This window comes from Streptomyces sp. NPDC059455 (assembly GCF_042750115.1).
In the GTDB taxonomy this organism is placed as follows: Bacteria; Actinomycetota; Actinomycetes; order Streptomycetales; family Streptomycetaceae; genus Streptomyces; species Streptomyces endocoffeicus.
Genome location: NZ_JBHYVB010000002.1, coordinates 21866 through 46092, shown reverse-complemented (window position 1 = coordinate 46092; position 24227 = coordinate 21866). Strand labels below are relative to the sequence as shown.

The 24227-nt window shown below is 70.6% G+C and carries 7 protein-coding genes and 1 pseudogene; 7 read left to right on the top strand and 1 reads right to left on the bottom strand.

Annotated features, from left to right (window positions below; all coding sequences use genetic code 11):
* The first annotated feature begins 178 nt into the window (after positions 1-178).
* Together ACFXB5_RS01015 and ACFXB5_RS01010 are read left to right on the top strand one after the other, a co-directional pair.
* On the top strand, positions 179-817 hold the full coding sequence (locus ACFXB5_RS01015; protein ID WP_385201167.1) for a CBS domain-containing protein: 639 nt from the start codon (positions 179-181) through the stop codon (positions 815-817).
* A 212-nt stretch (positions 818-1029) separates the two neighbouring features.
* A complete protein-coding gene (locus ACFXB5_RS01010; RefSeq protein ID WP_385201165.1) occupies positions 1030-1461 on the top strand; it encodes a GNAT family N-acetyltransferase in 432 nt (143 codons plus the stop codon).
* 421 nt (positions 1462-1882) lie between these two features.
* Here the strand turns inward: ACFXB5_RS01010 and ACFXB5_RS01005 are convergent.
* Positions 1883-2017 (bottom strand): annotated as a pseudogene (locus tag ACFXB5_RS01005) (DUF3037 domain-containing protein); the annotation flags it as partial.
* Between the two features lie 510 nt (positions 2018-2527).
* On the opposite strand from ACFXB5_RS01005, the gene ACFXB5_RS01000 reads away from it, so the two are divergent.
* The 5 genes from ACFXB5_RS01000 to ACFXB5_RS00980 all read left to right on the top strand — a co-directional run bounded on the left by ACFXB5_RS01000 (position 2528) and on the right by ACFXB5_RS00980 (position 23990).
* Entirely contained in the window at positions 2528-5767 is a 3240-nt protein-coding gene (locus ACFXB5_RS01000; protein ID WP_385201163.1) for a hypothetical protein, read from the top strand.
* Positions 5764-9297 carry a hypothetical protein gene (locus ACFXB5_RS00995; RefSeq protein WP_385201161.1) on the top strand — a complete coding sequence of 1178 codons (3534 nt, stop codon included), beginning with the start codon at positions 5764-5766 and terminating at the stop codon, positions 9295-9297. Before ACFXB5_RS01000 ends, ACFXB5_RS00995 begins: the two co-directional genes overlap by 4 nt.
* A 5-nt stretch (positions 9298-9302) precedes the next feature.
* Positions 9303-10451, top strand: coding sequence for a hypothetical protein (locus ACFXB5_RS00990; protein WP_385201159.1), 1149 nt, complete (start codon positions 9303-9305; stop codon positions 10449-10451).
* Between the two features lie 9 nt (positions 10452-10460).
* Positions 10461-21887: a LysM peptidoglycan-binding domain-containing protein gene (locus ACFXB5_RS00985; RefSeq protein ID WP_385201157.1), complete on the top strand. Its 11427-nt coding sequence runs from the start codon at positions 10461-10463 to the stop codon at positions 21885-21887.
* Between the two features lie 339 nt (positions 21888-22226).
* Positions 22227-23990, top strand: a complete 1764-nt coding sequence (locus ACFXB5_RS00980; RefSeq protein ID WP_385201155.1) for an Ig-like domain repeat protein — start codon at positions 22227-22229, stop codon at positions 23988-23990.
* Positions 23991-24227: the final 237 nt, after the last annotated feature.

The window sequence follows — 24227 nt, the reverse complement described above, 5'->3', positions numbered from 1 at the left end:
GTGGACATGATGCGAGGACGGCTTCCGGGAGAGGGGAAACGGGGGCGGGAACGGGCCGCGGGGCCCCCCCCCCCGGGAGGTCACCCCCCCCCGCGGGCGGGGGCGGGGCGGGCGCGGGGGGCCGGGCGGGGGCGCCCCGGCCGCAGCCGCCCGTCGCGAAGCGGAGGAGGCCGATGCCATGCTGCACCGCCGCACGGTCGGTGACGTGATGACCCAGGAGGTCGTCACCTTCCGCCCCGACACGCCGTTCCAGGAAGTCGCCGCCCTGCTGGACGCGAACGACATCGCCGCGGCCCCGGTCGTCGACGACAACGGCACCCCCCTCGGCATGGTGTCCGCGTCCGACGTACTGCGGCACGAGACCGGCAGGCCCGATCCGCGGGGGCAGGACGGGAACGACGAGCGTGCCTGGGCCAAGGCCCGGGCCCAGGCCGCAGGCGCGCTCATGAGCAGCCCCGTCTTCACCGCCCGCACCGACTGGACGATCCCCCGGGCCGCGCGGGAACTGCGCAGGCGGCACGTCAAGCAGCTGCCGGTGGTCGGCGACGACGGGATCCTCACCGGCATCATCAGCCGCAGCGACCTCCTCGACGCCTTCATCCGCTCCGACCTCGAGATCCGCGACGAGATCGAGCAGGACGTCCTGGGACGCATCCTCGGCCTGGACGAGGGCACCGTCGCGGTCGAGGTCCGTGACGGGGACGTCACCCTTCGGGGCCACGTCCCGGAACCGCGTCTCATCCCGGTGGTCGTGGGCCTCTGCCAGGGTATCGACGGCGTCGTCGCCGTGGAAGCCCACCTCGCCGCCGCGGGCTAGGTGATCCGCCCTGGCTCCCCCTCGACTGCTCCAGCACGAGGACCGCAATCGGCTACAGGCGTTTGTCGTGGGGGTGATCCGCACCTCGCCGGGTGCGGTCGATGTTGGGGGGCTCGCCCGCATCGACCCAGAAGGGGTAATCGATGCGGTGGGTGCGCCGTGCTGGCGTGCTGCGGGTTCTGCTGGATACACCGCGGACATCGCCATCCACCATGCGGTCAGGGATCGCTCTGCGCCGCCAGACCCACGGCCATCTTAAGAACCACCAGGGGCTCGTCCTGGTCGTCGCATACGAGCGCGGCACGGCCGTCGGCTTCGGCTATGCGTTCCCCTGCTCCGCGGAGCACTGGTTCGGCCCCGACCTGATCGGTGGCGTTCCCGAAGGCGCCCGCACACAGCGTCTGATGGGCCTGTGCGAGCTCGCAGTGCGCCCTCCCTGGCAGGCCCGGGGTATCGGCACCCAGATCCACACCACGCTGATCAACGCCATCAATCCCCAGTGGTCATCCCTGCTGGCCCTGCCCTCCAACCACCGCTGCCAGGATCTGTACACCCGGCTCGGCTACCAGCACGCCGGTCAGTACCGGAATACCGCCGACGGCCCCGCGTTCGACCTGCTGCTCCTCCGCGTGGACCACCCCTGACACATGCAGCCTCCGACGGCACGGGGGCGGCTCGGCGGTCCGCCGTACACGACCGGGGTGGGTGACGAGTGGTCGGTCGTGTACGGCAGGGCCTGCCCTGTCGGGCAGGCGGACCGCCCCTGTGGGGAGGGGCGGAGATGGGGACGCCGTGCCTGCCGGTCTCTGGGCGAGTCCGGCGGGAGGGGCTACGCCGTCAGACGGCGCGCCCAATCGGCGGGGTGGCCAACTTCGTGGAGGGTCGGGGCCAGTTCGGGGCGTGTCCATACGCGGTTGAACAGACCGAGGCCGCTGTCGGCGATGACCTGTTCAACAGCGCGCGGCCTGTTCACGGCGGTCTTCGACGCCGCGGGCCATCAGGCTGGTGATGGCGCTGTGGGCCCAGTACCGTGCCGAACGTCGCGGTCGGCGGTTCGTAAGCCCGTCAGCGGGCCAGCAGGTCGAGCAGCCGCTCGACCTCCGCCTCCGCGTCTGTGGTCAGCCCGGTGTGCACCGGCCCCGGCTGGACGACCGTGGAACGGGGCGCGACCAGCCAGCGGAACCGCCGCCCCGGCTCGTCTCGCGGTGACTTCGGTCAGCATTTCCCAGGCCATCCGACCCGCTGATCCTACAATCCACGATTGGCTCCGGCGTGCGCAGGGCGGGAAGTCCGCCGCGGAAAGCCCTGGGGAGAACCTCATCCCGACCCGCCACGAAGCCCCGGTCCAACGCGTTCGCCGAACGATGGATACGCACAGCCGGCGCCGAGTGCACCGGCCGCCTTCTCATCACCGGGGAACGGCACCCGCACACTGTCCTCGGCCAGTACACGGTGCTGGCCAACCGCCCCACAGCCGCTGTCGCGGTCGGCACCATTGCGCCATTCGGGTGAACCCGACGCCCCACCATTACTGACGTCCCCACGCCCTTATACATTCTTACAACGGCGACTTTCCTGATTTCCAACGCCGTTCGTATCGATGTCCGGCAGGCCTGCCGTTCGGGCGGGCCCATCGCCTCTTGGCGCATCCCCTTCGTGGTGCGTCCCCATACCCACGATGGGTGCAGCCACCAGCATGTGGAGGCGCAGATGAGTCCCATGTCAGGCGCCACCGAACCAGCGGGCACACTCGAAATCCATCACGTTCGCTACCAGAGCGGAATATTGACGGCTTCATGGGACGCTGGTCAGCGTACGCCCGCCACCACATTTCACCTGTATGTTTTCGACGGAACCGCCATCGTCCGCGAAACCGATGTCGGACAGTCGGTCACCGTCTCCCTCCCGATCGACCTTGCGGCAAGACCGCACGCCGAGGTCGCGGTGCGCTCGTTCATCGGTACGACGCCGCATCAGTGGTCGTCGCGGGCACCGGTCCTGACCGACACCGTCGAGCTCAGCCGGGCCGACACGGACCCGGTGACCGGGGCGGTGACGTTGACCTGGGCAGGCGACGAGAACGACGTCTTTCTCGCCAGGATGTCGGTCAACGGGGCGTCAGCGGACCCGGACATCCGGGTCACCGGCGGGTCGTCGACCGTTCCGGCCCCGCTTCCGGGAGCGATGGCGACGGCCGCACTCGCCCGTGTCCGGACGTCCGGAACCACGATGTCGGTCGGCCCGTCCGGCTTTGGGCTCGCCCTCCCCACACAGCGGCCCGAACTGCTCGTCGCGGCCTTCGACGCCGGGGAGCTATCCCTCACGTGGAGCGACGTGCCCGGTGCGGACGCGTATCGGGTGAGTGTCCTGCATGATGGCCGGGTCTTCTTCACCACGGAGGTACCCGCCCCCACGACGACGGTCGGCGTGGACCCCGGGATCACCGACCGGTTCACCTACTCCGCTGTCGTTCAGGCGGTGACCGCGGCCGGGTCCGGGCCACCGTCGTCGCCGGCGCCGCTGGCCTTCGACGGTCCGGTCATCGGCGCGGTGCGCTCGGACGGCTCGACGGTGACGATCGACGTCACGCCACCGACGGGCGTGACCGTGACGGGGTACGACGTGGTCCTGTACCGCGACGGAGTGGCGGTGTACTCCGCGACCCTCGGCCCCGTGTCGCCGCTGTCCTTCCCCGGCCCCGCGACGCTGCCACCGGGCGCGGCCTACACCGTGTCGGTCCGGGCCCGGTCCGGGATCCCGATCGGTCCGGCGACGACGGCTCCCGCCGTGCTCGCCCTGCCGGCCGTCGTGTCGGTCGACGCGCTCGGCGGGGAGCTGATCGTCACTGTGGCGCCCGGTGATCTGGCGCCGGGCGTGGCGGCCGAGGCCGTGCTCTTTGTCGACGGAGTCCAGGGCGCTCCTCAGCGGGTGGGCGCGGACGGCACCGCGGGCTTCCCCCTCCCGTCCAGCCGTGCGGTTGAGGTGACGGTGCGCGGTGTCGACGGCGTCGCGACCGGTCCGTGGTCCCCCCGCGTCTCCGCGCCGACCGCGCGGCCAGAGGTCATCGCGGCGCGGGTGGAGGACGGACGGCTGGTCCTCGTCTGGAACGGACCGCAGCCGGACGCCACCTTCCGTGCGACCGTCGGCACCACCGAAGTCGTCATCCGCGGCGAGACCGCCACCCTGCCGCTGGACGCCGCGAGGCGTTTGCCCGAAACGGCCACGGTCGCGCAGGTCGCCGGTGTCGCGACCGGACCGGTGACGAGCGTCCCCGTCGTCACCACGGGCCCGCGGCTGGTATCCGTGACGATGGACGCCGCCCGCGCGGCCACGATGATGTGGATCTCCATCCAGCCGCCGACGCTGACCGGGATCCAACCAGTCGTCCGCTGGCCCGGTAACGAGGTCGAGCTCGACGTACAGCCGCCCTACGTCGAACCCATCGTCCTCACTCTCCCCGATGACATCCCGAACACGGCCACGGTTGCGCTGCGCGGGCTCGCGGGCGTCGCCACCGGGCCGCCGGGTAACGCCATTTCGCTGCTGACGGCCGCGCCGACGGACGTCACGGTGGACTACGACGGCAGCGAACTTCGCGTCTCGTGGGACGCGTTCCCCATCCCCTTGATCAGCGGCTACCGCGTCAGTACGGTCAGCGAAGGGACCGTCACGACGGTCGCCGACACGACGGCGACCCGGGGCTCCTGGCGGCAGACCATCGCCGATCCATCCACGACGGTGATCGTCCAAGCGCTCGCCGGCCCCGCGGTCAGTGCGCCCTCGGCGCCGGTTCCGGTGTTCACCGAGTCACTGTTCGTCGGGCCGTCGTCCATCGCGCCGCGGACGGGTCCGGTGCCGCGGTCCCAGGACATCGTGCTCGGGTTCCCCGAGCTGTTCAGCGTCCCGCCGACCGCCCCCGTCAACCTGCCGCTCGGCATGACCCTGAGGCCCACAGGGACCCCGCCGTACGCCTATGTGCTGGAGGTCCCGCAGTCCAGTGCGGTGTGGACGTTCACGGACCGCCCCGACGTGATCGCGGAGTGGAAGGCGGTGCTCGCGCGGTTGGAGCCGCTGACGATCACGCCGTACGGGGTCGCCGCACTCACCGAGGCGGTGTCGCGGGCTCTCCCGCAGACCTTCGCCGAGACGCTGTACTTCGCCTACGGCCTCGAATTCGACCGCGGCTGCTTCGATCTGCGCCCGGGAATCGTCGTCCGTGTCGAGTACGAGAGCTACCAGGCCGTCCCCGGAAGCCAGTCCCAGCCCCTGTCCGGGTTCGTCACCGGGGCCGCCATCGACTACGAGGTCGCCTCCTACGACCGCTCCGGGGTGTGGAGCAACGGGCTCGACGCGTTCCTCTCGGCGCTCGCGCGGCAGGGCGTCAACGTGCCGGAGCCGTCAGCACCGCCTCCCGCTGGGCAGCAATTCGGCGGCGGAGGCGTGCTCGACCTGTTCACCCGCAGGATGCAGCTGCCGTTCGCACGTGTCGTCTACCCGCCCACAGTGCTGGACACGGCGTCACCCGGCTCCGCGTTCCCCCAGCAGAACGCCGTCGTCCTGGCCGGCCGGACGCTCAGCGCCCTGGAGGCAGCCACCGAGAACGTCCGCCACAGCAATCCGCCCGGCGCCGGAGTCGCGTCCGCCTATCTGCGCGGGCGCACGGTCATCCGCGCCCTGATACGCATCAGCGTGAGCGGTGCGCCCCGTCTGGTCCCGCTCGGCACCACGCTCGGCAACGTCCTGGCGGGCGATGGCCTGCGCCCGCCCGCGGTCCGCGTTGCACCGCGCGGCGTGACGCTGAACCGAGCCCGCGGCGCGGCGATGCGGCCCGACGGGCCGTCCGGTGACTGGCGGGTGATCACCGGCTGGGCCGACTACGACCCGGCTGCGCTCGACCTCCCGATGCTCCACGGCGACCGCCTCGGTGTGACAGCGGTGGACGAGCGATGACCGAGCCGACCTTCACCCGCTCCGGTTCGACGGCGCTGTACTGGGCGGACCCGTCCGACCCGGTGGCCGCGTTCCTGGCCTCGTCCCCGGACACGCTGGGCGGCAGGCCGACGCTGAGTCGGACCTGGGACGACACCGCCGGCTGCTATGTCTTCCTCGGGACACCGGCGACCGACTCCGCTGACTTCCTCCAGGTGCTGCGCACCTGGCTCACCCTGTACTCACCACAGCAAGCCCCGCGCTTCCTGTGGGTCGCCGACCCGGCATCCGCACCCACCGCGTGGGCCACGACCGTACTGACCTGCCGGAGGGCCACGGACGGGAGCTGGGCCGCGGACGGCGCCACGTTCCCGCTGACCGAATACCGGCTCGCCGTCTCCGGCGGAGGTGCCATCACACCCGCCGACACTCAGGGCGGCTGGGGGTTTGCCGTCACCGACCACCTCGGCAGGTCCGCCGCCTCGCTCTACTCCCCGGACCACTGGTTCCCCGGGCGGCCCGCCACCACGGTGCTGAGCATGGAGCCAGGCCACACCGGTGCCTGGCGCTTCGTCATCGACACCCCGGCCGGAGCCGGTGACGCGTTCGCGGACCTGGGAGCGGGGATCCGCTTCTTCACTCCGGGCCCGGACGGCTACGTCCACACGGTGCGCTTCGCCGCCGTACGCCAGCCGGACGACACCGCCCTGGAGTTCCACGTACAGGTCGACCCGCTCCGGCCCCTCGAGGGTGACCACACGTCGCTGGGCTTCTTCCCCTGGACCGTACAGGGAACGCCGCACCCGACACTGCCCTCGGGCTACGTCACCGTGCTCGGCCACGGTGTCGGGCTGCGCCCGCTCGCCACCGGCACCGCGCCGCCCGCCCGCCTGGTCTTCGGCCTGGCCCCGTACTTCGCCGACGAGCCCGGGAACGTGGCGTACCACCTCACCCCTGAGGGCACGTTCGGCGTCGACGCCGGGCCGGGTGGCGGCCGTGTCGTCTGCGGAACCTCCGGGCTGGAGTACCTCGGAGTGCCGGCCGAGGGCTGCGCATGGACGTTCGTCGCGGGCCGCCCGGCGTACGCCCCGCTCGGCCCGGCCCTCACCGGCGCCGATTCGCTCACGTCGCACGGCACGACGTCATGGGTGTCGGTCGAACCGACGACGAGCGTCACCTACTACAGCCAGCCGGAGGACGCGCCTCTGTTCGCGCCCGCCGTGCGCTCCGTGGAGACAGGCGACGGCATCGGCCTGCTGGGATTCTGCGAGATACCGGCAGCGGCGGTCGGCTCGACACCGTTCCCCATGGCGCCGTTCCACGGGCTGGCACCCGACGCGGTCTCCGACGCACTGAAGATCGAGCAACTCGCGATCGCGCCGACCCGCCGTACGGCGCTGCTGCCCGTACAGTCCGGGACGCGCCAGTCCGACGCCGAGCCGACCGTCGCCGTCACACCGCAAGGCCTGTCGGTCGGTCTCACCGGCGGCCTCACGACATGGGACTGGCTCGGCGTCGGGCACAACGGTGCCGAGGCGGCCGTGCCGGACCTGCGCTTCACCACCGTGACCGGCCGGTTCCAGCAGGCGATGCAGACCAACAACCTCTTCCTGGTCCTCGGCAACCCGGACGAGTTCCACCGCTTCGGCTCAGTGGCCTACCAGCTCAGCACCCCAACGCTCGACACCATCGCCACCATCCCCGCCGAGCACGGCGGCATCCGCCCAGCGGTGCTCACCGCCGTCTCCACCGCGATGCGCGAGACCGTGTACGAGGCGCGGACCGCCTTCACCGAGGCGCTCCGCGCGGCCGCCCCCGACATCACCGAGGACGAGACGCGCGTCTTCCTCCGCTACGGCGGCTTGCTCAGCCCCGTGGTCGCGGGCTGGCAGTTCCGGCTCTCCCCGGACGCCTGGCGGCCGTCGACCCACCTCATCGTGAAGTTCGCCCTCGGCCGCAGCATCGCCGACCTCGCCGCGGACATCTCGGCCTGGGCGTGGCCCGAGGCCGCCTCGCGCAGCGGCAGACCGGCCGACGCGCAGACGGCCGTCCTCGACGCCATCGAGGCCGCCCGCGGCGAACCGGACGGCTCCCCCTACAAGGAGTTCTACGACATCGCCACGGACGTCAACTGGACCGGCGTCCTCGCGCTGTCCGCGGAGGTCCCGCTCGACCAGCTCCCGGACGAACTCCAGGTACTCGCCGCCGGCATCGACCCGGGGAACTTCGCGGCCCATCACGTCGGCATCTCCCTCACCCCCTACCGGCTCGCCGACGGCCAGCTCGCCTTCCACCGCTCCGCGATGTTCGGGCTCATCGACTACGAGAACCCCGATGACCAGTACTTCAGCGAGAACATCGCCTACGCCTTCCGCGTGCTGCGTCTGACCGTCGGGGTCCACAACTCCGTCACGACCACGTTCACCAGCCGCGCCGAACTCCTGGTCAACCGGCTCTTCGGCGCTCCCGCCCGGCTGCTGCCGACGACGCACGGCAACAACATCCTCCTCGACGGCGCCCTCCAACACCAGCGACTGCCCGACGGCACCACCCACGACACGTACGTGTTCTCGATGTCCGGCCAGAACACCTTCCTGCTCGACGGGCTCGTGCTGCAGAGCGTGGAACTGCTGTCGACCCAGCTCGTCACCGCCAGGGCGTCGGATCCGGGGTCCGAGGGCACGGCCACGGTCGAAGCGGTCTTCCAGATGGCGGGCAACCTGCGCTTCTACGAGCCGGAGGGCTTCGATCCGTTCTGCTGGGGCAAGGACGCGGCCGGAGCCGACGGCTACCTGCGCTTCGGCGGCCTCGCCGTCGTCATGTCGTTCGGCCTCGGCGACCCCGCCGGAACGACCCGGTTCGCCCTGCGGGACGGCGACCTCTCCTTCGACGCGGCGAACAGCACGGCGCGCGCCGGCTCACTCGCCTCCCGTTTCCCGATCCAGCTCCGCGGGCTGATCGCCACCGCCGACCCCGCGCTGGCGACGGGCGATCCGCCATCTCCGCAGACCCCCGCCGACCTCGGTTACGTCTCCGTCGTCGCGCCGCTCGACCAGTCACCCCTGACCCAGCCGTGGTACGGCCTCGACTACGCCGTCGACCTCGGCACGCTCGGCGCCCTCGCTGGCAGCCGGGCGCTGACCCTCCATGTGCTCGCCGCCTGGAGCCCTGGCGGCGCGGACACCGAACCCGGGCTCTATCTCGGCGTGAAACTGCCGGGAGCCACCGGCCTGCTCGGCGTCAACCTGCCGCTGGAGGGTGTAGTGAAGCTGGGCTTCAAGTCGGTGGAGTTCCTTGACGCGGGCGAGCCGGGCGCGCGCACCTACACCCTCAGGCTCCGCGACTTCGCCCTGCGGTTGCTCGGCCTGTCCTTCCCCCCGGGGCACAACGACGTGATCCTCTTCGGCAATCCGGACCAGAGCGGCCCGTCCAAGGTCGGCTGGTACCTCGCCTACGCGTCGGACGCCGACCCCAAGCGCCCGGCCCCACCGCCGGCCCGGGCGGAGATCACCCGGCGCCGGGCGGTACGTCGTTCCGCGGAAGGAGGCTGAGAACGGTGAGCCTGACACTGGTGAAGATGCTGTACTGCGGGCAAGGCATGACGACCCTCGTCGAGGTCTACGACAACGGATTGGAGAGGGCGGCCGCCGACTACCTGGCCCTGGTGGACTGCGGCGGGGACGACGGCGACGCCGCAGTCTCCTACGTCGCTTGGAAGGTCGGTCAGTCCGGCGGGAATCTGAACGACATCATCATCTCCCACCAGGACGACGACCACAACAGGCTGCTCAAGCCATTGGGTGAGAAACTCAAACCTATCAACGCAAAGGTGGGGTCAATTCACCTGGGAGGAAAGGAGTGGGATAAGAAGAACTTCAAGACCGTGGCCGAATTCGCCGCTGCCTTAGGCTACCAGGGAGGCATCGTCCATCTCGAGGACCACCGGAGCGACTACGCGAACGTCAACGATCCGCAGGACCTTAAGCTTCTTGCCAAACATGGTGACGTCTATCTTCGCATCCTGACTTCCAACCTTGCCGTCACGGGAAGCAAGGACGTCAGGAGGAACGGCTCGTCGGCTGCGGTTGTCGTCGAGAACGGGGTTTACTCCGTCGTCTTGCCGGGTGACGCGACGTACCACACGATGGATGAAATCTATGACACCCTGCTACGCCATCCTTTTCTTCCGCAGGTCGTCGGGCTGTCGGCACCTCACCACGGCGCCATGCGAACGGCTGTCGAGAACTACCGTTCGGGCGGGAGTCCGTGGGACTTCGGCTGGGTACTGGTTGACGTCTTCGCAGGGATACTCGAACCATGGCATATCGTGGCCAGCGCCGGCCCGGGGAATCCATTCGGTCATCCGATGTACGAGGTCCTTGTGCAGTTCCTCCCCTATCTGGCTGTGACTCCGGTGCATGCCTTCATGACGTATGTCTCCGAAGCCCGTGCCTGGTGCACACTGAAAACCGACTCGGGCATGTGGTGCACCGTTGCGGAGATGGGCAACTTCCCTCCCATTCCCCGAAACCAGCGTTCGATCCGCGTGCGTCAAGATAAGCAGCGGGTGAGTCGAGGAAACATCGTTGTCAAACTCGCCCCACCCAATGTGCTCCAGCGCGGTGAGATGGTCGCGTTCGAGCTTTCCGTCGCGTCTGCAACCTATGGGCCTGATGCGATAGTCGCTCCACCACCGGCGCTGTAGGAGGTTCAGATGGGGCTCGCCGATCTTTACGCCGCCTTCGCGCATGCCGCGCGCACCGGTGCCCTCAGCAGGGCCGGGCTCCCCGAGGCCGGCTCGCTCCTGGACTCGCTCGGGGTGCCCGCGGTCCTCCCCGTGCACGCAGGCCGGGCGGACATCGACCTGACCAGCGCGTGGCTCACCGGAACCACGACCTACCTCAACGTCACCTGGGCCCTGCACCTCACCGGCACGGTTCAGGACGACGACGGCCCGCTGCTGGTGCTGGAGCTCACAGGCGCCAGAAACGCGGAGCCATGGACGTTCCGGGGGGCATTCGGCACGCTGCCGAAGAGTTCGCGCCCCAAGGGCGGCACGGGCGGCGGGCTGATCCTGGGGGAGAGCGTGCTGGAGCCGCTCATCCTGGAAGCGCCCGCCATCCGCGCGACCAACGAGGCGGACAGCCCACCTCGACTGTCCGGTGTTCTGCCTCTGCGGGGTGACGCGTCGGTGCCGGACAGCGGTCTCCTTTCCGGTTACGCGAGCTTCCTCGGCGACCGCCTCTTCGTCGAGGGCGCCATGAAGCAGATGGCCGCTTCACCCGTGGTGCTCCATTTGCGTGGAGCCGCTCCCGAGGCCCCTCTGCGGCTCGCCGGCCTGACGGTCACCGCCGTTGGCCTCACCCTGACGACCGACTACGCAGGCCGCATTCCGCTTGCCGAGCCGGGCGTGCCGCAGTCAGCCGTCCTGCTGTCCGCCGATGTCACGCTTCCGACCGAGCCGGCCGAAGTCATCACCATCAGCGGTGCGTTACTCGCCGGTGACTACGTGTGGACGCTGGGGGCCGAGTTCGCCACCCCGTTCGATCTGGCTCGCGGTGTCGAGGCACTGATGGCGATGACCGGTGGCAAAGCCTCCGACTTCGCCCTGCCTTCAGGGATCGCGCCGATCGACAGGTTCGGTCTCAGCGACCTCGAATTCGGCGTCGTGCCGGTGCCGCAAGGTCTTCCGGACCTGGCGTACGCAGCGGTCGGCATTGAGTCGAAGGGGAACGAGCTGTGGGATCCTCCCGTGCCCTACCTGCTGATCGAAAGAGTGGGCGCCCATTGGCAGTTCTCCTTCGGCCCGGCTGGCGGGCCACGGGTGACCGGAACGGTCTTCGGTACGATGCGGTTCGGTCAGAAGCGCGCCTCGTCGCTGGGGGCGTCGCCTTCGTTTGCGCGACGCGTCCGGCTCGGGGCCCTGCCACCCACCGGTCTCGACGACGTCTTGGTCACCGTCGAGCTGTCCTTGCCCGACCTCGCGTTCTCCGCGCATACCGAGCAGCCGTTCACCCTCCCCATCTCTGGGGCGTTTCGTTCCTTCTTCGGCGGAGAAGTCCCCGAACTCGACCTGACGGTCGAGTCATTGAGCGTGTACGCCTCGCTGCTGCGCAAGGAGTTCGACGCCGGACTGACCGTCGGAGGCGACTGGAACCTTTCGGCAGGGTCCGTCACCCTCGCGCTCACCGGGCTGGAGTTGCAGGTTCACGTCTCGCAAGCCGAGGTGCGCGGCTTGGTGCAGGGCAAGGGGCAGATCGCCGTCCCGGGCAATGCCGACAACCCGATCACCTTGCTCGTGCAGGCCCAGTACCCCGGCACCGGCGCCTGGGAGTTCGGCGCGATCATGGTGGGCACGCTCGACCTGCCGCGCCTGGTGTACGGCCTGCTGGGGACTCCGCCCGCCGACTGGGTCGGCCGGGACTTCGACATCACCCTCGCCGACCTCGGCGTCCTGTTCAGCACCGCCCCTGGCAACCCCTACTCCGCCCACGGCACGCTGAGCGTGAGCGTCGGAGAGCAGCTGCTGGGAATGACCGTGAAGCTGCTGCTGACCGCCCACATCGAACGCCGCCTGGCCTCGGCCACTCCCGAAACAGAGCGGCTCGCCGTCGCCCTGCGGGACACCGCGCAGGTGGGCCCGGAGACGGTGACGACCGGCAGCCTGTCGGGCACCTTCACAGTCAACAAGTTCACCGTCACCGCGTCGGTGTCGGTGGCCGATGCGGGCAAGGACTACACATTCGGCATCGCCTACGGTGATCTGTCATTGCGTGCGGCGACCTCCTGGGTCAGCGATCCGGCACCGCGCCACCAGATCCTCACCGTCCGCCTCACCGGCACCCTCGGTGAACTCCTCACCCGCCTGGTGGCGCTGGTCAACCCGAACGCGACGCTGCGGCTGGACCCGCCCTGGGACTTCCTCAACACCGTCGATCTCAGCGGCCTCACCCTCACCATCGACCCGACCGCGCAGAAGATCGCCGTCAGTTACGGCCTCGAACTGCACCTGCCGTTCGTGACCATCACGTCCGTCGGGCTGAGTTACGACAATTCCTCCGGGCGGCCCGCGGTCACGATCGTGCTCGCCGCCCAGCTGCCCGGCGACGCCGGGACCAAGCCGCTGGTCTGGGACCCAGTCAACCAGGCGCCGCCCCAGCCGCCCGGGCTGGGCGACCGGCTGGTCTCGCTGCGCTACCTCGGCCTCGGCCAGCACGTGTCGCCGACCGGGCTCACCCGGTACACGAGCGTCTCCGAAGTCGTCGACGCGCTGGTAGCGGCGATGCGTCCGGTCGACCCCGCCGCCGGCAAGCCGCCGATCGACCCGGCTGTGATGGCGTTCGATCCGGCCGGCCAGTGGCTGCTCGGCCTGGACGTGACGTTCATGGACACGGCCGCCGTCAAGCTGGTGATGCACGACCCCGACCTCTACGGGATCCTCGTGGCGCTGAGCGGCCCGCGGGCGTCCTCACTGGCCGGACTGAGCGTTGAACTGCTCTACCGCAAGGTCACCGACGACATCGGGGTCTTCCACGCGCGGCTCCAGATCCCGGACGCCTTCCGGACGCTGCAATTCGGCGCGGTGTCCGTGACGCTCGGTCTCATCACCGTCGACATCTACACCAACGGCAACTTCCGGGTGGACCTCGGCTTCCCGGCCAACCGGAACTTCACCGACTCGTTCGCCATCGAGGCAGGGATCTTCAACGGCCGTGGCGGGATCTACTTCGGCCTGCTCAGCGGCGCCACGTCCCGCCGCGTCCCGGCCATCACCAACGGCACCTTCAGCCCGGTGATCGAGCTCGGCATCGGCCTGTCCATCGGCGTGGGACGGACCTTCGAGCGCGGTCCGCTCAAGGCCGGGATGTACCTGAACCTGGTGGTCATCGTCGAGGGGGCGCTGGCCTGGTTCCACCCCGACGACGAAAGCCAGGACACCGACCTGTTCTACTGGTGCCGCGGCACCGTCGGCGTCGTCGGCCAGCTGTACGGATCGGTCGACTTCAAGGTCATCAGCGTCGAACTCCACCTGGAGATCGCCGCCATGGCGACCGTGGAGCTGGCCGCCCACCGTGCGACCGTCGTGGCTCTGGAACTGTCGCTGCGTGCCAGCGCGAGCGTGAAGATCGTGTTCATCACGATCTCCTTCTCCTTCTCGCTGACCCTGCAGACCTCCTTCACCATCGGCACCGACAGCACCCCGCCGTGGCAGCTCGCCCCCGGCGCCGCGGCCCGCCGCCTGGCAGCCGCCCGTGCCCCCGCGCTCGCGACACCGCCTGCCGCGGAGTACCGCTTGCGGTTCGACCCCGAGGCCCGTGTCTTCCCCGACGGGCAGCCGCGGACCGCGCACCTGATGCTCGTCCCCGCGTACACCGTCGCAGGCGTTCCCGTCGACTGGACCGGCACCGCCGCCCCGCCCAACGACCGCCCCGACCACCGCATCGTCGTCATGCTGGTCACCGACAACGCCGTCGCGCCCGGCGCGGCCGGGATCGCCGAGGCGCTGCGGCCCGACGTCTCGCGCAACCCCCGCGCGGCCACCCCCGCGGACACCTCGTTCAACCAGCTCACCGAGGGCCTGCTGCGCTGGTCGCTCAACGCACTCGGGATCACCTCGCCGACCGCGGTCGTCACCCTCGCCCACCTGTCCGACCTGGTCGAACAGCTCAGCATGCCCGAGGCCGCCAACACCGGCTTCACCTGGGCAGCCCTCGAAGGCTTCCTCACCAACAACCTGCACCTCGTGGTGACCGGTACACCGGCCGGAGGCGCCCCCGCCGCAATTGCCGGAACCCCCTTCCCGATGCCCCCGGTCCTCAAGTGGACCTCCACCGGCCTGCCCGATCCGGCCGACCACGACCGAGACTTCACGAACCATCAGCCGGTCGACACCACCTACGAGGCCGAGGCCGTCGCGTACTTCGCCGAGCTCGACCCGCGTCCGCCGCAGGACCGGCCGTCCGCCCGGGCACGGCTCGCCGCCGCGACCGACGACGGCAGCGAGTCGATGGCGACGTTCGTCGCCCGGGACCACTTCCACCTCGTCGCACGCACCGCAGCCCAGGCCGCCGTCAACCTGCTGTCGGCGTACCCGTACCAGGTGAGCGGCAACGAGACGCTGCGATCCATCGCGGAGCGCTTCCCGACCGCCACCACGGCCTACCAGGTCGCCGCCCGGGACGGCGTGGAGGTCGCCGCATCACATCTCGGTGTGACATCGGCCGAACTCTCCGCGCACAACCCGTCCCTGCCGGACGACCTCACCACCGCGCTCCCCGGCGACGAGGTACGGGTCACCGTCGCCGTCACCCCGGAGTCCATCGCCGTCGCCAACCCCGACTGGCCGGTCGCCCCCGACAGGGTCATCGACCTGCGCACCCTGCCGGTGCGGATATCCGCCGGCCAGACACTGGCCGGACTGGCCCGCGACCACCAGACGGACCTGACCGCGCTGCTGGGCCACCTGCGCGCGAGCGCGCCGCTGCTGCGCGCGAGCGCGATCGTGCCGCTGCCCGGTCTCGTCCACGCGGGACTGTCCGTCGACGACGCCGGAGCCGTCTTCTACATCCGGCTCGGCAAGACCAAGCCCGACGAGGTGCCGCTCGCCCACTGGTACCAGCAAGCTGTGAGCCGGCTCAACGGCGACCCGCCGGACCCTCTGCCCGAGAACACCACGCTCACCGTGCCCGCCCGCTTCGAGTCCACCGCGACCACCACTTGGACCTCGCTGCCGGGCGACACGGTCCTCGATGTCGCGGCCTACCTCGCACTGGGGCAGAACGTCGTCTCCGGCACGCCGTTCGAGGAATGGCTCCGGGCGGTGCGCGCGGTCAACACACCGCCGGACCCGAACGGCGTCAGGCTGCCGTACGACGCGGACGACCCGTCCGGGCCGCGCAGCAGCGCCGCCGTGATCCTTCCGAACGACACGCTCGCCTCGCTCCGGGTCCGGCTGCTCCTCCCCCAGGAGGCGTTCGACGCCTACGTCCAGGACGCCGATGTGCTCGTCCCACTCGTCACCGTCGAGGTGCCTGACGCGCACGGGACCACGGCGCCGGGGCAGACGCTGCTCACCCTCGCCCAGCGGTACGGCCTCGCGCTCGACGACCTCGCCGGACGCATCGCCGACGACGCGGGAGTCCTCGCAGCCGCCCCCGAACGGCGCCTCACGGTACCCGACGTCCCCGCGCTGGAGCTGGACGACCTCGTCACGACCCTGCACGGCAGCGAGGAGATGACGACCGTCAGCGGCCAAGTCGCCCGGTCCCTGTTGAGCGGACTGCGGCTGCCCGCGCCGGAGCCCGACCACGGCACCTACCACGCCACCGGACCGATGACCGGCCTGTATCAGCTGGTCGGCCAGCAGGTCACCGGCCCACCACCCCCCTCGCCGCCCCAGCCTCCCGCCACCGAACCCGAACCGCCCCTCGTCACCATCACCGTCGAGAAGGCAGTGGACGCCGACTGGCTGACCTTCGCCGACTCGCTCGTCAGCGACGCCACCATCACCCTCGCCGGAGAAACCGACAACGCGCTCCTCTCCATCACCGCGGACGACCTGCGCGACCAGTACCCCGCCACCGGGCTGGCGCCGGTCGTCACCCGACGGCTCTCGGCGCTGCCGCTGTCGCGCGACACGGGCGTCCGCCACGCCGTGACCCAGGTGATCCCGTGGCAGACGACCACCGACGTCACGCTGCCCGCATCCGCGTCCGCCACGCCGACGCTGTGGCCACTGCCCGCCGACCTCATCGCACGCGCCGGACAGGACACCAGCGCCTCGGCGTTCCTGCTGGAGCAGACGACCCCGCAGACCGGGGCGCGCGCCGCGTACACCGAACTCCGGTCGTACGCGTGGGCGACACTCGTGCCGTTCACGGTCCGTCGCGTCCCCGGCACGACCGGAACCGTCGAGGTCTTCGGCGCGGACACCAGCGACCGGCAGCGGATCGCCCTGCTCCTGGAGTACCTGCGTGCCGTGGCCGACGGGCCGGTCACCGCGGAGTTCCCGCAGCCGCCCGACGGCGAGAAGGCACTGCTCACCCTGGCGTGGCAGCTTCCGCCGACACCGGGCCGCGCCCCCGGTCTGACCTCCATGCCGGTCGAGGCGTTCATCGTCCAGGCCAACCTTTCCACCGAGACCCGCAGCGGTGCACCCCCCACCGGCCGGGCCACCGCTGAGGCCACCGCCGGGAAGCACTTCGCCTCCCTCACCGACTCCGGCCGCTTCCTCACCCTGCTCTGGGAGTGCAGCGTCGTCGGTGGCGGTGGCTACTGGCTGCGGTACCGCGGCGACGTGCCCGACGCGATCTTCGATCAGGATGGGCGCGCCCAGTTCTGGCTGCTCGTCCAGCTCGTGTCGCAGTCCGGTACGACACCCGACCGGCACCTGTACGCGTTCACCAATGTCGCCGTCGTCGGCGACGGTGTCGATCCGGCGTCAGTCGCACTCGCCGCTCGCGCCGTCGACCCTCCCGAGCTCCGGCCCGCCGCGACGGTCGAACCCGGCCGCGTCGGGTTCACGGCGTGCCTGGAGAACCCGTCCGACGACGACACCCCGCAGGGCCGGCTGCGCCGCCTGTACGGCCTGCTCGGCTTCCAGCTCGACCAGAACGAGTGGTTCTGGGGCAGCCGCGAAGGCCGGCCCGTGTCGCCCCGGCCGCAGCAGACAACCGACGAGCTGGGAATGCCGACCGCCACCGAGGAGACCGAGGCGGTCTGGGAACTGACCCGCATCGTCGACATCAGCCGCTTCGCGCCGCACCACACCGACGCCGTTCCCACCGCCCCGCCCCCCGAGGGCGACCCGTACGCCGGCATCTCGGCGGACGCGGCGACGCGGGTCTCGGTGTGGTTCGACGACGTCTTCGGCAACCGGTCCGGCACCTCCGACCAGGTCGTGGTGCCCGTCCGCTACACCGATCCGGTCATCGGCGCGGGTGCCTGGCCGTCAACGACGGTCCGCTACACCGTCGAGGGTGGCGACGGCATCTGCGAGCTCGTGGTGTCGGTCGACTTCCAGACCATCGCCTACCAGCCGGGACCGTCCGATCCGGGGGCCAGGGCCGCGGCCGCGGCGGCGAGCGGCCGCGGCGAACTGGTCCCGGTCCACTACCAGCTGGCGCGGCCGGACATCGGCGCCGCACTGCTCACGTCGCTGCGCCAGGCGCCCGGCGCGGATCCCACCCCACTCACCGCCGACGTCGAGGTGCTGCGCCGATATGTGATCGGCGCACACGCGCTGCTCGATTCGCTGTCCGGAATCACCTCCGCGACCGCGGACGGCACCGGCACCCTCGACGCGCTCTGCGCGCGCCACGGCATCGACTTCGACTCGCTGGGCGCGGCCAACGCGGACACCAGGGTCACCCAGTTGGTCGACACCACCGGACTCACGGTGCCGGTGAGCCGGGTGTTCCGCAACCGCGACACGATCGCCGCGCTGTGCGCGCCACTCAGCCCATCCCCGGATCCCGCGCAGGTGCTCCGGCACGAGGACAACACCGTGCTGCCGCTGAATCCCGGCATCGAACTCACCACGCCACCGCGGGAACGCGCCGTACCGGATGACTCGCCGTCGGCCGATGCGCTGGCGGCGGCGTTCCACTGCACGCCGGCCCGGCTCGTCGCGGCCAACCAGGACCGGCCCGGCCTGCTCACACCGGGGTTCGTCTTCGAATGCAACGGCTTGCGAGTGGCCGTCGACACCGGCCCGCCGGGCAGCGAGGCGACCCTCGCCGGGGTCGCCGGAGCGTTCCAGGCGAACGGTGTCCCCTTCGACGCGGCCCGGATCATCGCGCTCAACGCGGACACCCCGGGCATGTTCCGCCCCGGAGCGCTCATGGTGGTCGACGGCTACGTCGTCGTCGGCGGCGACACCCTCGACCGCAACGGAGCGTTCCTGACACCCGCGGACCTCGCACCCCTGAACACGCGGACCGCGGATCTGTTCCCGCCCGGTACCCCGGTGTTCCTGATGGCGGCACCGGCACCGGAGCCGGGCGAGGACACGCTGGCGCACTTCGCCGCCGCCAACGGCACGACCCCCGGCGAGCTGCTGCGGCACAACCGTCAGGCCACGGTGCATCCGGCGTCGCCACCGGTCGTACCGGGGACCTGGGCCTGGCCGGACGGTCCGGCCGCCCTGCGCGTGCCCTACACGGTCCGCCCGGGCGACTCCCTCGACGCCATCGCCGAGCGTTTCCCCGGCGCCGACCTCGTGGCCCTCAACGCCGACATGCCGGGGACCGTCGCGGCCGACGTCACCATCACCGTGGGCGGCACCTCGGTGACAACCACGAGGCCCACGTCGTTCTCCGAGGTCTGCGCTCGGTTCACACCGCCGATCGACCTGGCGGCACTCGCCACCGCCATCGGCCCGCGCACCGACGTGCCGGCCACCGGTGCGCTGCTGATCTGCCCGCCCGGTGTGCTCCCGGCCGCGACGCCCGGACTTGACGGCGTGGTACCCGAGGAAGCCGCGCGGCGCTTCGGAGTCACCGCGGCCGCCCTGCTCGCCGCCAACGCCGGCACCCCCGGTCTGCTCCTGCCCCAGCAGGTGCTGTTCGCGCCGCCGGCCACCGGGCAGGCCACTCCGAGCACCGAGACGACCGCGGTCGCCGACACGCTCACCGCCGTCGTCGAACGCTTCCGCCGCCAGGGCGCGACGGCCGACATCGACACGCTCGTCCGGATGAACGCGGGAACCGGGTTCCTGCGCGCGGGAGCACGTGTCGTCGTCCCGCCGGCCACCGCTCGTCTGACCGGCCGTCTCGGCGAGGAGACACCGCAGGACGTACGGTGGTCGTTCCCCGCGGCCGTCTTCCCGGTCACCGTGGAGCTCGAACTGTCCCGCGACCCCGCTCTGGTCGACCCGGCGCTCGCCGGGACCGCGACGCGCCACCGCACCGCCGTCCCCGCCGAGCGTTCCGCGGACCTCGCCCAGGACGGCGCGCGCAGCCTCGCGGCCTTCGCCGCGCAGGTGCAGACCGCCCTGCCCGTCCTGCGGCTGGCGACGGGCCAGGCGGGCTCGTCCGCCACCGACGTGTGGGCGGTCGTCTTCGGGGCGGACGGCATCGAGGAAGTCTCCGTGAGCCCTCCGGTCACCGTGGCGGGTACCGCTCAGCCCCGCACGTTCGCCCTCCGCCCCTTCCACCCCACCCTCATCTCCCGGCAGGACGTCACCACACGAGGGCTCGACGTGCGGACCGGGCTGCTCACCGACCCTCAGACCCGCGACTACCAGGGCATCGACCTGGAGGTGTGGGCGCGCGGCTTCCTCGCCGATGTCGAGCTCGTCCTGTCGGCCGCCTCTGTCGGAGGCGCCTACGCGGTGAACCGCGAGGCACTGGACCGCATCGCCGACACCAAGGGAAAACTCGCGGCAGCCGTGGCCCACGGCCTCGACGGCATCCTCGACGGACAGGCGCCCGGCACCGTACCCGCCACCAAACGCGAGGCGGCCGTCGAGAGGCTGCGTCAGGAACTGCTCGTCTCGCTGACCCGCGGCTACTCGGTCGCGGCAGTCCTGCAGTACGACACCAACGCGTCGCCGCGAGGGACGGACCTGCACGCGAGACTGTCCGGCACACCGGTCATCGATGTCCGCAGGGCTTCTTCCGATCCCGCGGCGGCGACGCTGTCGAGCGGCAAGATCCCGCTGAGCGGTGGGGAGTCCCAGGTCAACTTCCTGCTCACGGTGCCGGACGCGGTCAGGCAGTCCGCCCTCGACCTCGCACTCGACTTCACCGTCAAGGAGCTGGAGTTCGGCATCACCCCGCAGATCGAGGGCTACGAGCGGTCCGACTGGCTCACCTTCCTCACCCCTCTGCGCTCCGGCCAGCCGACCGCCCTCCACTTCGACCTCGGCGAGCCGCGCGTACCGGTGCCGCTGCGCGCCTACCCCCCGATGCCGATCCTTCTCGGACACCGGGCCCTCGTTCCCACGTCGGCGTCGCAGCTCGACGACGCGGTGCGCTGGCGGTACCAATTCTCCTTGCAGCACCAGTCGGTGGCACAGGACACCATCGAGTTCCGTGTCGCCTACAACCAGTCCGCCCAGGCGGTGGCCGTGGCACAGGGGGAGGACCTGTTCGCCGCTCTGGCGCAGTACACCACCGTCGCCACCGCGCTGCGCGGCCTGCTAGCGGGACTGCGCGAACGGGAAGACGGCGACACCGGCCAGGACACCACTCTGGCCACGGCCCTGAACACCTTCGACACACTCGCCGCCTCCGTCGCCGATGCCTGGACCGCGCACTGGAACGGCGATTCCACCTCCCGGACGGCCGTCGGCCCCTCGTCGGGCGACGAACCGGCCGCGGACGTGTATCGGTACGCCATCAACCTCCAGACCGATGCCGAGGGAGGGTGGTACACCACCCTGCGGCTGACCCGCGCGGTCGAATCCGGGCCCGGAGGGGTCGACTGGCCGGACACGCTCCGCGTCATCGCGGACGGCGAGCGCCACGACCTCGGACGCGTCGACCCGGCCCTGTGCGGGTGCGACACCGACAGCGACTGCCTCTGCTACGCGTTCCCCGCCGACACCGTTCCCGCCCTCACTCTGCTCACGTATGAACTGACCTTCCCGCCCGTACACATCGCGTCGTACCAGAACGCGTCCGCAAGCGCCTGGGTCACGCGCAACGCGCGGCTGCTGGGCCCCGACGGGCCGGACACCGCGCCGTCCTTCGTGTATCGCACACCGGAGACCGGATACCCGAAGCCCATCGTGCCGTTCATCGACATCACCGAGCCCATTCCGATCGGACCGTGGTCCGAGGAACCACTTGCTCCGGTGTTCCGGACCGTCTTCGGCGGCGATCCGGCCGACCGGAGGGTCAGCGTCGGCATGCGGTACGCCTACACGCTCGTCCCCGGCGCACCGCCGCTCGCGGCCCTGCTGCCTGTCGCACAGTCGACGGTGGGAAGATACGACGCCACCACCGTCACGGGGATCACGGCCACCCTCGACACCTGGTTCCAACGCGAGCAGCCCACACCCGACGGCGGTGCCTGGGTCTTCCGGCTCAGTCTCTACTCCTCGCTCGACCCGTCGCTGCAGCGCCCGGTGCTTCACCTCAGACACCTTTCCTCTCCACTGACCGCTACGGCGCCGAGCGAACATCCGGGTACGTAGCACGACCGACAGCGCGCGCCGGGCGCTCGGTTGCGGTCCCCGACGCCCCGAAGCGCTGCTCCGTTCGAGGGAACGTGACACCGCGACCCTGGCGGTAAACGGTCCGGACGGGCCTACTGGTGTTATAGGCCGATGGATTGCCCCTTCATCTGACGGGAGCCATGACAGCCGAACCGTTCCGGCAAGGACACCGCATCATGACGCGCAGGTGACTCGCGGTAAGCCACCACCTTTGTGGCGCAGGTCAGCTCGACAGCGGAACGGTGTCACGCCGCGGTGGGGCCGTCGTACGGCGACAACTGGCCTGATCGATCGATGCCGGCGTGAGAGGCCCACATCATGACCGCTACCACAACCCTGGTGACGTCGGCGCCGAACCCCTCGGTGGTCGGCCAGGTGGTCACGTTCACCGCCACCGTCACCCCGCTCGGCCCGTCGCAGTTCACGCCGACGGGGAGCGTCACCTTCGCCATCGGCGGCGGCCCCACCCTCAGCGGAACCGTGGAGGCGGGCGGCATCGCCACGGTGACCACCGGCGCTCTGGCGACCGGCACGCATACGGTCACGGCCACCTACGGCGGCGACGCCAACTTCACCGGCTCCAGCGGGCTCACTGTCCATGCCGTCGTCAAGGCATCGACGACGACGGCCGTCACCTCCTCGCCCGATCCTTCTTCGTCCGGACAGACCGTCACCATCACCGCCCGGGTGACGGCCAGTCCGCCAGGAGCGGTCGTTCCCACCGGAACCGTGACGTTCGTCGTCGGCGGGGTCGGCGGCCTCACACTGACCCGTACGCTGGACGCCACCGGAACCGCCACCGTCACCACCAGCTCCCTCGGCGTGGGGGTGCACTCCATCACCGCCGTCTACGAGGGCGACACCCGCACCAACCCCTCCAGCGGCACGGACACCCACATCGTCACCCAGGCCAGTACCACCACCGCGGTGAACGTTTCGCCCGCGATATCAGTTTTCGGTCAAGCCGTCACGATCAGCGCGACCGTCACCGGCCCGCCGGGTGCCGGGACGCCGACCGGCACGGTCACCTTCACCATCAGCGGCCGTCCCACGGTCACGATTCCGCTCGACGCGTCGGGGGTGGCCACCCTCACCACCAGCGATCTCGCCGTCGGCGTCCACGCCATCACCGCGGTCTACAACGGCGCTCCGGGCATCCCCGGCTCCACCGGAACCGGCACCCACACCGTGGGCAAGGCCCGGACGGCCACGAGAGTCGACTCCTCGGCGAACCCCTCCGTTACGGGCCAGCCGGTCACCTTGACGGCTGTGGTCGCAGTCGTACCGCCCGGTGCGGGCGCCCCCACCGGGTCGGTGACCTTCGCCATCACCGGTGGCCCCTCGCTCACCGCGCCCCTGGGCACCACCGGCACGGCAACGGTCCAGGTGCCCGGCCTGCCCGCGGGGTCCTACCCGGTCACGGCCACGTACAGCGGTGACGACAACGCCGACAGTTCCTTCGGTACCACCACCCAGACGGTGAGCCGGGCCGACACCACGACGGCGGTCACCGCGGATCCGCACGTCACCGTCTTCGGTCAGACGGTGACTGTGACCACCGTCGTGAGCGCGGTCACGCCGGGCGCCGGAACCGCCGCCGGGACGGTGCGGTACACCATCGAGGGCGCGAACCTCACCTTCACGCCGACCGACGGTGCCATCACGGTGACCATCTTCGGCCTCCCCGTGGGAACCCACACGGTGGCGGTCACCTACCTCGGTGACGTCAACTTCACCGGTTCGTCGGGGTCGGTGACCTTCACCGTGGAGAAGGCCCGGACCACGGTCTCCCTCACCTCGTCGCCCAACCCCTCGACGCCCGGCCAGTCGGTCACCTACACCTCCACGGTCACCCCGATGCCACCCGGCGCGGGTCTCCCGACGGGCTCGGTGGCCTTCATCCTCGGCGGCGCCGGCGGCGGTACCGTGGCCGTCCCGCTGACCGGCCAGGGGAAAGCCATGCTGGTCAGCAGTTCACTGGGATCCGGGGAGCACACCGTGACCGCCCAGTACAACGGTGACGCGCGCTTCCTGGGTTCGTCCCAGTCGATCACACAGACGGTGAGCCCGGCCCAGGATTAGGCCCTCACCAAGAGCAATCATCACGCGCATGGACAGGCAATCTCTGAGCGTGTCGTGTGCCGTTCAGAAACACGTCACTGCTGGTCATGCTGCGTATCTGTCCTCATTGATCAGGCCGCCAAGGACACGGGTCCGGGGCAGCCGTCGTGGGGTTTTCAGGTCGGTCAGCGGCGCAGTGTGGTGGGCGGCGAGAGGAAAGCGCGACAAAGACGCCGAGATCCTGGCGCTACGCCACCA